The organism is Staphylococcus sp. aM (assembly GCF_052975125.1).
Genome location: NZ_CP121447.1, coordinates 1,732,535 through 1,743,267 on the forward strand (window position 1 = coordinate 1,732,535; position 10,733 = coordinate 1,743,267).

General features: G+C 31.4%; 14 protein-coding genes. 4 read left to right on the forward strand and 10 right to left on the reverse strand.

Going from position 1 to position 10,733, the window contains the following annotated elements:
- Positions 1-395: 395 nt before the first annotated feature.
- The 3 genes from P7F85_RS08520 to P7F85_RS08530 form a co-directional block, all read right to left on the reverse strand.
- Positions 396-1,136, reverse strand: a complete 741-nt coding sequence (locus P7F85_RS08520) for a TrmH family RNA methyltransferase (RefSeq protein ID WP_002466529.1) — start codon at positions 1,134-1,136, stop codon at positions 396-398.
- A gap of 209 nt (positions 1,137-1,345) precedes the next feature.
- Positions 1,346-1,519, reverse strand: a complete 174-nt coding sequence (gene rpmF / locus P7F85_RS08525) for a 50S ribosomal protein L32 (RefSeq protein ID WP_002442221.1) — start codon at positions 1,517-1,519, stop codon at positions 1,346-1,348.
- Between the two features lie 78 nt (positions 1,520-1,597).
- Complete coding sequence (locus P7F85_RS08530) at positions 1,598-2,158, reverse strand: YceD family protein (RefSeq protein WP_002466530.1); 561 nt, start codon at positions 2,156-2,158, stop codon at positions 1,598-1,600.
- Positions 2,159-2,284: 126 nt separating this feature from the next.
- Here P7F85_RS08530 and P7F85_RS08535 point away from each other — a divergent pair, with 126 nt between their 5' ends.
- The gene (locus tag P7F85_RS08535) at positions 2,285-3,427 is read left to right on the forward strand and encodes a nucleotidyltransferase (RefSeq protein WP_046464314.1); all 1,143 of its coding nucleotides are present in this window, start codon (positions 2,285-2,287) and stop codon (positions 3,425-3,427) included.
- A gap of 52 nt (positions 3,428-3,479) precedes the next feature.
- Here P7F85_RS08535 and coaD read toward each other — a convergent pair whose 3' ends face one another.
- Positions 3,480-3,965 carry a pantetheine-phosphate adenylyltransferase gene (gene coaD, locus P7F85_RS08540; RefSeq protein ID WP_002466532.1) on the reverse strand — a complete coding sequence of 162 codons (486 nt, stop codon included), beginning with the start codon at positions 3,963-3,965 and terminating at the stop codon, positions 3,480-3,482.
- 1 nt (position 3,966) lies between these two features.
- Entirely contained in the window at positions 3,967-4,509 is a 543-nt protein-coding gene (gene rsmD, locus P7F85_RS08545; RefSeq protein ID WP_002466531.1) for a 16S rRNA (guanine(966)-N(2))-methyltransferase RsmD, read from the reverse strand.
- A 68-nt stretch (positions 4,510-4,577) separates the two neighbouring features.
- Between rsmD and P7F85_RS08550 the strand changes: the two genes are divergently transcribed.
- Positions 4,578-4,967, forward strand: coding sequence for a DUF7147 family protein (locus tag P7F85_RS08550; protein WP_002450660.1), 390 nt, complete (start codon positions 4,578-4,580; stop codon positions 4,965-4,967).
- A gap of 22 nt (positions 4,968-4,989) precedes the next feature.
- Here P7F85_RS08550 and P7F85_RS08555 read toward each other — a convergent pair whose 3' ends face one another.
- Positions 4,990-5,241 carry a DUF2129 domain-containing protein gene (locus P7F85_RS08555; RefSeq protein WP_002450661.1) on the reverse strand — a complete coding sequence of 84 codons (252 nt, stop codon included), beginning with the start codon at positions 5,239-5,241 and terminating at the stop codon, positions 4,990-4,992.
- 233 nt (positions 5,242-5,474) lie between these two features.
- On the opposite strand from P7F85_RS08555, the gene P7F85_RS08560 reads away from it, so the two are divergent.
- Positions 5,475-6,395 carry a glycerophosphodiester phosphodiesterase gene (locus P7F85_RS08560; RefSeq protein WP_019235866.1) on the forward strand — a complete coding sequence of 307 codons (921 nt, stop codon included), beginning with the start codon at positions 5,475-5,477 and terminating at the stop codon, positions 6,393-6,395.
- Positions 6,396-6,451: 56 nt separating this feature from the next.
- Here the strand turns inward: P7F85_RS08560 and P7F85_RS08565 are convergent, their stop codons facing one another.
- The 4 genes from P7F85_RS08565 to cyoE form a co-directional block, all read right to left on the reverse strand.
- Positions 6,452-6,886, reverse strand: a complete 435-nt coding sequence (locus P7F85_RS08565) for a YlbF family regulator (RefSeq protein ID WP_002465502.1) — start codon at positions 6,884-6,886, stop codon at positions 6,452-6,454.
- 18 nt (positions 6,887-6,904) lie between these two features.
- Entirely contained in the window at positions 6,905-7,948 is a 1,044-nt protein-coding gene (locus P7F85_RS08570; protein ID WP_015365183.1) for a CAP-associated domain-containing protein, read from the reverse strand.
- A gap of 198 nt (positions 7,949-8,146) precedes the next feature.
- Positions 8,147-8,608: a DUF420 domain-containing protein gene (locus tag P7F85_RS08575; RefSeq protein WP_002450665.1), complete on the reverse strand. Its 462-nt coding sequence runs from the start codon at positions 8,606-8,608 to the stop codon at positions 8,147-8,149.
- Positions 8,609-8,635: 27 nt separating this feature from the next.
- Positions 8,636-9,547 (reverse strand): heme o synthase, encoded by a 912-nt coding sequence (cyoE, locus tag P7F85_RS08580; RefSeq protein ID WP_002467502.1) that lies wholly within the window; start codon positions 9,545-9,547, stop codon positions 8,636-8,638.
- Positions 9,548-9,793: 246 nt separating this feature from the next.
- Between cyoE and P7F85_RS08585 the strand changes: the two genes are divergently transcribed.
- Positions 9,794-10,711 (forward strand): COX15/CtaA family protein, encoded by a 918-nt coding sequence (locus tag P7F85_RS08585; protein WP_002467503.1) that lies wholly within the window; start codon positions 9,794-9,796, stop codon positions 10,709-10,711.
- Positions 10,712-10,733 lie beyond the last annotated feature (22 nt).

The following is a 10,733-nucleotide window of genomic DNA, read 5'->3' on the forward strand; positions in this document are numbered from 1 at the left end:
ATCTTTCTTTTATCTCACTCCAACAAATAAAAAAGACTCTCGTCCATTAACTGGGACGAAAGCCTTCCGTGGTACCACCCAAATTTATGCTTATGCATACACTTGTATACGTTGCTAACGAAGACGTACTCCGACTTAAATCTCTTTAAGTAGCCAAAAAGATGAAAAAAACTAACCAAAGTTGGAATAATTTTCAGTCACGATTATTCTCCCTTATACAACTTTATACATTAATTTAAGTCTTTTTATAGGCTATTGATTCACTTTTATATAAGTTAATATTTATTGTTATGAATTCATCATTCATTATAGACGATTTAGATATATAGGGTCAACCTACAATCACATCATAGCGCATTATGAAAAAATAAGAATGATTATTTAGTATCTAAAATTTATCCTTTGAGTTGATATAACAAGATACTACCCGCAATGGCTACATTTAAGCTTTCAGCTTGTCCATATATTGGAATCGTTATATTTTGCGTAGTATGTTCTAATAATGCAGGATCTACACCTTCACCTTCATTGCCAAGAATCAATGCAAATGTCTCTTGTGCTTCAACCTCTTTAAAACTTACTGCGTTATCTAATGCAGTGCCATAAACAGGACCATTAAAGGTATTAATGTATGACTGTAATGATTCTGATATAACTGGAATATGAAATACACTACCTTGACTAGCACGTAACACTTTATCTTGATAAGGATCTGCTGTTCCCTTTTCCATTACAATCAGGTCAATACCTGCAGCATCTGCTGTACGAATTAAAGTACCCAGATTACCTGGATCTTGTATTCTATCAATTAATAAAACCTGTTTCGCAGTCGTTATATCATAGTCCGGTTTCTTAATGACAGCAAAAAACCCTTGAGGTGTTACTGTTCCAGATAATGATTCAGCTACCTTTAAATTGATTTCAAATGTTTCATTTGCATACTCAATTAAGCTACTATCCGTTCTACTTGGATCAACAACGAATAATTGTTCAATCACTAAGCCACTTTGATAAGCTTCTTCTATTAAATGTACACCTTCAATAAGTGCTAAACCTGTTTTATCTCGATCTTTCTTTTTCTTCAATTTATTCGCATTTTTAATTTTATTATTCTGTGCAGACGTAATTTGTTCCATATATCTAATCTCCAATGTGATGATTTCTTCTTCAATATAATTGTATAGGATTGCGCTACTTTTTTAAATAACGAAAGCAAACCATCGATATTTTTACGTAATTTATAGAAAAAGTTACTTCAATATTTTGTCCTATTTAAATATATGATAATAAAAAATATCCTAATTGAAATGACTATTCCAATTAGGATATTTATTGATATCTAAAATTATTTAGATACGATTTCTTCACCATTGTAAGAACCACAGTTTTTACAAACACGGTGAGATAATTTGTATTCGCCACAACTTGGGCATTCAGTCATACCAGGTACTGAAATTTTGAAATGAGTACGACGTTTGTTTTTTCTTGTTTTAGACGTTCTTCTTTTAGGTACTGCCATGATTTATCCTCCTTAAAATTAAACACATCATTAAATGATATCAGTTTATTTAACAATATTATATCATTAATTAAACTGCTATTGGTCTTTATCGTATAATTGTTGTAATTTCTGAAGCCTTGGATCAACTTGCTTTCTGTCTGAATCATCATCTTCTTGGTCTTGTTCTTTTACAAGTTCCTCGAATTCATCTTCATCAATCACTTCCCAACCATTGCCTTCAGTTAACATTTGATTGCTATTGTCTGAATATGCTCTCATCGGTTTCTCGATAATTACAAAATCTTCAACAATATCTTTAATGTTAATCATACCGTCAGTTGCTGAATGATAATGTTCATCCTGCTCTTCTTCGTCAGTATAATAATCACTGCCTTCTAAATCAAACACTTCAGAAGTTTCGACATCTAGCGGTACTTCTACTGGTACTAATGTACGTGCACATGGCATCGTATATGTACCAGTGATATGCATATCTGCAATCACTTCGTTTGATTTAACAGTTAATTGTCCTTCAACATTGATTTCAGAAAGATCGATAAGATCTAATGATTCTTTTAAATGTTCAAAATTCACCGTTTGATTAAACTCAAATGGTTTACCTTGATATTTTCTTAATTGTGTTATTGACCATTTCATATGGCTTCACCTCTAACAAGCACAAAATTTATTTTAACTTTCTCAGTATAATATGTCAAGATTTTTTCTTAACATACATACTTCTGTTACAATACTAATAATGAATTCTGAAAGGACGAATTGCAAATGAAAAGTGTTGGCATTATATCTGAATATAATCCATTCCATAACGGGCATTTATATCATGCACAACAATCCAAATTACAATCACAAGCGGATGTTTCTATTGCCCTTATGAGTGGCAATTTTGTCATGCGAGGTGAACCGGCTTTATTTAATAAATTTATTCGTACACAAATGGCCCTATCAGCAGTAGATTTAGTCGTTGAACTTCCAACCATCGCCAGTCTTTCATCAGGTGATTACTTTGGTGAAATGTCAATTAAATTAGCTGATTATTTAGATATTAATACCATCTCATTTGGAAGCGAGCATGGCAATATTAACGACTTAAAAGAAGCTACACGACAGGTTCTTGATTTGGAAAACAGTGATGCCTTTAAATCAAAATTAAAAGAAGGTAAGAGTTATCCTAGGATCATTAACGAATTAATCCAACAACAATCTACAAATGATATTTTACAATCACCAAATAATATTCTAAGTATTGGATATTTAAAAGGGATTCTGCAATTCGCACCTCAAATAGAAGCTATCACTATTCATCGCGATACTGCACAACATCGTGAGCAAACGATTCAACATCAACAATTTGCTAGCGGATCATCCATACGCCAATCTATCATTCATCATCATTCTGATTGGGAAAACGTTGTTCCAGAAGAAATTAAGTCACTATATCACTCGCAATTTACAACTGTTGAGCACGCCTTTCCGTATATCAAACATCAGTTATTAACACAGCGTATTTCAACACTTCAAACCATATATACTATGAGTGAAGGTTTGGAAAATCGATTAATCTCTATGATTAAGGATGCACACTCATTTAAAGATTTATTATCTAAAGTCAAAACGAAACGATACACTTATACACATATTCAACGCGTATTAATGAATATATTACTTAATATTCAACAAAGCGATATTAACCATGATATCTTTGCTGCTAGAATATTAGGTATGAATGAAAATGGTCGGGCATATTTAAAATATCTAAAACGACATTTTCCAGAACGACATTTTATTACGAATATCAACCAATCATCTTCCACTTATTTCCCAATTGAAATTAAAGCAACGCATATCTATAATCTAATAAGCCAGCAATTCGATGATGATTTTAATACACCAGTTATCAAATCTTAAAAAATGTACTGTTACATAATGTGATTCGCATTATATAACAGTACATTTTTTATTATATATGATATTTTTCTTTTAAGGCTTTAGCTACATTAGGTGGTACAAATTCTGAAATGTCAGCTTTGTATGCTGCTACTTCTTTTACTATACTCGAGCTAATAAATGAATAATTCGTACTAGTCATCATATACATGGTTTCGATATCACTGTTCAACTTTTTATTCATAGATGTTAAACGTAGTTCATATTCAAAATCACTTACCGCTCTTAAACCTCGGATAATTGTTTTAGCACCAACTTGTTTACAAAAATCTACTAACAAACCATTATAATGGTGAACTTCTACATTGGATAAATGTGCTACTGAGCCTCTTATTAAATCCATTCGTTCGTCTAAATTGAAAGTGCCACCCTTACTACTATTTTTTAAAACACAAACATGTATTTCGTCAAAACGATCTGCACTTCTTTCAATAATATCTAAATGACCATATGTAATTGGATCGAAACTTCCGGGAATGACTGCTTTCGTATTATTCATATTATTCTCCTTTTTCTAATAACAAAGTATCTGTCAAACCATAATGATATCTTTTTATTTCTTTAAACGGTGCGCTTTGAATATGTTCATCATTACTAAACTCACAAATGATAATACCATTTTCTTTTAGTAAATTAAACTCCGCAATGCTTTTTAATGCTTCATCGATTAAACCTTTATTATATGGTGGATCTAGAAAAATATAATCGAATTGTATTTCTCTCTTAGCTAAGGCTTTCAAAGCTCGATCTGCATTATTTTTATAAACTTCTGATTGTGATATTAAATCGAGTTGTTTTAGATTTGATTTGATCACTTTAACCGCTTTAAAGTTCTGATCTACGAAAATGACCTTATCCATTCCTCGAGATAAGGCTTCAATACCAAGGGCACCACTACCGGCAAACAAATCTAAACCAAGCCCTGATACTTCATGTAAACTATTAAAGATGCCTTCTTTGACTTTATCCATAGTCGGTCTAGTATTGCGACCCTCTAAGCTTTCTAGCGCTTTACTTTTATGTATTCCTGCTATCACACGCATTTCATTCACACTTCCATTTCACTATGTAATTTAATATAATTTGACTTAAAAGGAGATTGATTTGACATATGAAACAATCATTTATTGTCTTGGGTGAAGGGTTAACAGATTTGTTTGAATTTACTACACTTATCGACTATAACCATTCACGCATTGATAAAATTATTTATTTCCATTCACCGCAAACTGAAAAACAATTATCATCTGTCGCTATTGTCATGCAACCAACTGAAGGTAATTATTTTCAAGCAATGTACATGATGATGAACGCAGTAAAATATCCTTATCCTGATAGCAATAAAAAGTTTGAAATGATTAACAACAAGGCAGAAGCCTATGATATTCCAGTCTTAGGCATAGACGTTCAACCACCTGAAGCATTTCATGACAATGACTTGTATTTTAATTATTTAATTAGCGTGTTACGACTACAACGATGGATTCCACCATTACAATAAAATACGTCATCTTAAACACGAGTTATAAAACTTCGTGTTTTTCTTTTTCATAAGTTTTCTTTAAAAATCGATAAGGGGATCCATCGATATGTCTTACATATTTTAATTTCATTAATTTATTTACAACATCATCCGCTTCATTCTCATTAACATACATAATAACGTACTTACGTTGTCTATTAGAATGAACGATGTGACCATATTTTCTAATTTGTCTCTCGTGTTTAATGTGTTTTAAGTAAACGACGAGGCTTACTCTAGGAACTAAATTCATCTCTCTTCACTCCATTTGATATACAATTTTAATCATATCATGAGTTTAAATTTTATGAAATAACAATCACCTTTTAATATAAACTAGGGAATTGCATTTGGAAACACATTTTATTTGTCAATTGTATTGTCTATCATTTGATTGTTAACACATTCTATTTCAGTACGCACTTCATTTTCCATATATAACTATTATCTGTTAATATGACTTTAATAACTTAAGGAGGATATTAAATGGTTAAACTAAATAAGTGGTTAGTTAATGGCTCATTAGCAGCGGCAAGTATAATAGGAAGTGTGCTTTATATTAATCAAAATAAAAAGCCACGTGAAATTAATGCAATCCCTCCATTCTTTTCAGGTGTAGCACCATATCTGTTTGCTCATAGAGGTGGTATGGCCGTAAGACCTGAACAAACTAAATTAGCATTTGATAATGCAGTTCAATATGGCGTGGATGGCTTTGAGACGGATGTACGATTAACTAAAGATAAAGCGCTCATTGTTTTCCATGATGCAACGGTAGATCGTACTACGAATGGATCAGGAAAAGTATGTGAACATACGCTTGCTGAGTTAAGAAAATTAGATGCCGGTTATTATTTTACAGATATTAATCGTCAATACCCATATCGTGGACATTCAGACGCAAAAATTCTTACGTTTGAAGAGTTATTAGAACTTTACCCAGAAATGTATATCAATGTAGACTTGAAAGATCATCCTGATAGCTATGAAGGTGCCATAGCACCTGAAGTACTTTATCATCAAATTTCTAAACATCAAGCAGAACACCGTGTTTTAGTCACAAGTTTCCATAAAGAACAAATAGAACGCTTTGACCAATTAAGTAAAGGTACAGTTGCAATTGGTGCAAGTCAAAGTGAAGTTACTGAAGCTTTCATTAAATTCAATACCTTTAGAGGTAACACTTATCATCCTAAAGCTAATACTTTCCAAATGCCTATCGAATTTAAAGGTATACGACTTACATCTGCAAGATTTATTAAATGGTTAACACTACTAAACATCGTACCAGGATATTATGGCATTAATAGCATTGATTTAATGACAGACCTTTATCAAAAGGGTGCACATACCCTTGTAACTGATCGTCCTGATCTAGCACAACAGTTTAAAGAAACATTAAAATAAGATGTCAAAATAATGGCAAGGTCTAATGTTAAACATAGACCTTGCCATTTATCTTTCTATAGTGAGCAATTACATGATCCTCCAGAAGCACATCCATGTGCAGTTGTTTGAAAGAATGGATTACCCGTTTCAATTTTTACATTATCTGATACTGCTAATGCAATTTTACTAATCACTTCATCTATTAAATTCTGTAATTCTACTTCTTTAGATTTATAGTCCATAACCACAGGCAACATTTCATAAGCTCTTTTACGTTGACGTGTTTCCATCATTATTGTTTTATAATCCGGATGATATCTACCAAAACGCATGACATCATCATATTTATCTTTAGACTTTAAAAAAGCTGAGTATAATAAGTGCGCTTCATCATCTTGATATAATAATTCCTTTGCTTCAATGTAGTCATGATATATTACAGAATCTACGATCATATCAGACAATGCTTCGACATCGTCTAAAATAGACAATGTTTCTTCATTTATCATTTGTCATCTTCCCCTTACTTATTTTTCTAAGAAAATTAATGAATAATAATCTTTCATCACTTCTCCGCCCATTTCATCATACTTGGTATTTAACATTCTTGATCGATGAATATCCGAATTCATCCAACTATGAATTAATGTAGGAACATCATCAAAGTTATAACCCACATTTTGACTTGTAGAAGTATAGCTAATATCTCGTTCATCTAATTGCTGTTTTAATGCATTTTCAGTAAATTCAACTGAATCATAACCACTCTTCGTTGCATCAAACAAATTAATAGAGGCTATATGCGCAATATCATTATTTACTTTTAATGGTTTTAAACCTTTTAACTTTCTCATTTCGTTTGTCACTTCATAGAGTGTCATTAACTGATTGGGATTTTGTTCATATGGTAATTCTTTATGTTTTTTGCTAGATGAAGACTGAGATTCATTGGTTTTGTATGGTTGTAATGAAGCTAATGCATCTTTATCTAAAAAACGAATTGCCATAATCTTATTAGATTGTTGATCAGAATATACTTGCGCATACACATTACCGTATTTAATTAATGTTTGCGTTTTTAAGTCTTCATCAGACAATTCAAACTCATAAACCTTGCCATTAGATTTAATAGTTGGTTCAGGATTAATGCTTGTATTTTCATAGATTTTAGAATTTTCTTCACCTATATGTAACGGACTCATATTTACATCATTGCCAGTAGCATATACAGATTTAATTTGATTATCTTTAACGCTTACAATGTAATATTGATTTTTCTTCTTAAACACATAATTTTTATAACCATCACTAACAGGATATGTACGATTAGCTTGCCCATACTTTTTAGTAAGCTGATTAATATTTTTCCCAATCCAAGTACCTACACCTTTTTTAGGCTTTGGATTTTCAATATCTTTATTAGTATTCTTAAACTGTTCAGTTCGCTCAGTTTTTTGATTTTTATTAGGGTTTTCTAATACATCAAACTTTAAACGTGGTGAGTAAAATAAATAGATTAGAAAAGAAACTAAAAAGACTACACCTAATATTCGTATTACTAATTTTTTCATTTTTCACCCACCTCAATAGAATTATTATCATTGTACATAAATATATATTTCATAATCAAGATAAGTCTATTTTCATCATAAATTTCATTATAAACACTTTTAGCTATTTATGTTTGTAAAATGAATTACCGATTTAAATATATTAAAAAACTGATAAAACCTACGATTAAGTTTTATCAGTACATTTAAAATATTAAATTATAAACCTAAAGTTGCTTTAATTAATGAAGTTGTTTCGCCACCTGGATATAAGATGTATAAAAGTAAATATACTGCCACACCAGTAATAGCTGTAAAGAACCAAATAATTGAAGCAATAGGTCCAATTTTTCTATGAATATTAAATTTATCTTTGAAGGCCGTAAAAATTTGTATTAAGCCTAATACCCCACCAATTGTTGCTAGGTTAATATGGAATACTAAGAAAATCGTATAGTAAATTTTAATACTATCTGGACCACCAAATGCAGTATTTCCTATAAAGATTGTACGACTAGCATAAATAATAAAGAATGTAGCTGCGAAAATAGCTGCCCATAGCATTACTTTTTTATGCTTATCAATTTGTTTTTTCCAAATAAGTCTCCAACCAATTGCCACTAATATCGCACTAATAACAATGCATGAGGTACTTAACGTTGGTAATATAGGTACGTTCATATGTTTCATCCTTACTTAATTTTATATTTATATCATTTTAATAAGTGATACGACTACAACAAGTACAAAGAATACAACTAAATAGTTTAATGAATAGATAAACATTGTTGTTGCCCATTTAGTTTGATCACTATTGCGTTTGAACGATGTCAAACCTAATGCCATCCAACCTAGATTTAATAATGTAGCTAATACAATAAATGTAGTACCTAAACTAGATAACATGAATGGTATTGGCAATAATAATACTAACCAAATGAACATACTTATACGTGTTCTATTGAATCCTTTAACTGATGGTAACATTGGAATGTTTGCTAATGAATATTCATCACTACGTTTAATAGCTAAAGCGTAGAAATGAATAGGTTGCCAACAAAATACTACTAAAAATAATGCTATTGCAGCAACACTGATAGAACCATCAATCGCTACCCAACCAATTAATGGTGGTACAGCACCTGGAAAACTACCTACGACAGTATTCCAAGTTGTGTGTCGTTTAGACCAAATCGAATAATAAGAAACGTATCCTACGATACCAATTAATCCTAATACGCCTGATGGAATATTGAGTAAAAATAAACATGCCTCACCTACTAACATCATACCAAAGCTTAAAATTAATAAGTGTTTATTTGAAATTCTATCATTTACAGTGGGTCTATTTTGTTTACTAGGCATGATCTGATCAATATCTTGGTCATAGTAATTATTAAGTGCACATGCACCGCCCATTATAAATGTAGAACCTATAATCATTAATAAAATTTGAGGTATCGACGATAGGAAGGAATGGTTTGTCATTACAACAGCCAACCAAGCCCCGGCAAATGCAGGAATTAAATTCCCTTGAACAAGGCCCATCTTAATAATCTGTTGTAACTCTTTGAATGTCACACGGCCCGCATCTTGTGACAAAGTTTGTTCTTTGTTCATAATTCCCCTCCTTGAACTTTTTCATATAATATAATGATATAGCAAATAGTTATAAAAGACTAGGTTTTAAAAAATTAAATTGTGACACTTTAACGACATTCTAAATAGTTGATTTTGTAATGCATTTAAAAATGGTATCATTAATATAATGTAAAAGAAAAATATATACGTTAATTTAAAGGAAATGTCTAACATGATATAAGCGATTAGATAAAGTACTTTATTTTAATGATGGGGTGTTTATCATTGTTTAGAAAAGAAAACCTTAAATGGTTAAGTGTCTTAGCAACAATTATCATGACATTTGTACAATTAGGTGGTGCACTCGTCACTAAAACTGGTTCAGAAGATGGTTGTGGTTCCTCGTGGCCTTTATGTAATGGTGCATTTCTGCCACAAAATTTACCTATACAAACCATTATCGAATTGAGTCACAGAGCTGTATCAGCATTGTCCCTTATCGTGGTATTGTGGTTAGTTATAACTGCATGGAAACATATCGGATATATCAAAGAAATTAAACCATTATCTATAATTAGTGTTGGTTTCTTATTACTGCAAGCTTTAGTAGGCGCTGCAGCAGTTGTGTGGCAACAAAATGATTATGTTTTAGCACTACATTTCGGTATATCACTAGTGAGTTTCTCTTCAGTATTCTTAATGACACTAATTGTCTTCTCAATTGATCAAAAATATGAAGCTGATGAGGTAATGATTAAAAAGCCACTACGTACATTAACTTGGTTAATGGCAATTATTGTTTATTTAACAATTTACACAGGTGCACTAGTAAGACATACTGACTCAAGTCTAGCTTATGGTGCATGGCCAGTACCTTTTGATGATATTGTCCCACACAACGTACATGATTGGGTACAGTTCGCACATAGAGGTATGGCATTTATTACTTTCATGTGGATTATGTTCACTTTTATTCATGCCGTCAAAAATTATGCTGATAATCGTACAATCAAATACGGTTACACAGCTGCTTTTATTCTAGTTATTTTACAAGTAGTCACTGGTGCATTATCAGTCATTACAAATGTTAATTTGTTTATTGCATTACTTCATGCTTTATTTATTACTTATTTATTCGGTATGATTGCCTATTTCATTCTATTAATGTTAAGAACCACAAGAAGTTTAAAAAACAAATCATAATATTTATCCCCAACATTCATCA

Excerpts from the sequence above, each read along its gene's own strand:
- P7F85_RS08520 (WP_002466529.1), bottom strand. The coding sequence starts at position 1,136 with ATGGAACAAATTACGTCTGCACAGAATAATAAAATTAAAAATGCGAAT.
- rpmF (WP_002442221.1), bottom strand. The coding sequence starts at position 1,519 with ATGGCAGTACCTAAAAGAAGAACGTCTAAAACAAGAAAAAACAAACGT.
- P7F85_RS08530 (WP_002466530.1), bottom strand. The coding sequence starts at position 2,158 with ATGAAATGGTCAATAACACAATTAAGAAAATATCAAGGTAAACCATTT.
- P7F85_RS08535 (WP_046464314.1), top strand. The coding sequence starts at position 2,285 with ATGAAAAGTGTTGGCATTATATCTGAATATAATCCATTCCATAACGGG.
- coaD (WP_002466532.1), bottom strand. The coding sequence starts at position 3,965 with ATGAATAATACGAAAGCAGTCATTCCCGGAAGTTTCGATCCAATTACA.
- rsmD (WP_002466531.1), bottom strand. The coding sequence starts at position 4,509 with ATGCGTGTGATAGCAGGAATACATAAAAGTAAAGCGCTAGAAAGCTTA.
- P7F85_RS08550 (WP_002450660.1), top strand. The coding sequence starts at position 4,578 with ATGAAACAATCATTTATTGTCTTGGGTGAAGGGTTAACAGATTTGTTT.
- P7F85_RS08555 (WP_002450661.1), bottom strand. The coding sequence starts at position 5,241 with ATGAATTTAGTTCCTAGAGTAAGCCTCGTCGTTTACTTAAAACACATT.
- P7F85_RS08560 (WP_019235866.1), top strand. The coding sequence starts at position 5,475 with ATGGTTAAACTAAATAAGTGGTTAGTTAATGGCTCATTAGCAGCGGCA.
- P7F85_RS08565 (WP_002465502.1), bottom strand. The coding sequence starts at position 6,886 with ATGATAAATGAAGAAACATTGTCTATTTTAGACGATGTCGAAGCATTG.
- P7F85_RS08570 (WP_015365183.1), bottom strand. The coding sequence starts at position 7,948 with ATGAAAAAATTAGTAATACGAATATTAGGTGTAGTCTTTTTAGTTTCT.
- P7F85_RS08575 (WP_002450665.1), bottom strand. The coding sequence starts at position 8,608 with ATGAACGTACCTATATTACCAACGTTAAGTACCTCATGCATTGTTATT.
- cyoE (WP_002467502.1), bottom strand. The coding sequence starts at position 9,547 with ATGAACAAAGAACAAACTTTGTCACAAGATGCGGGCCGTGTGACATTC.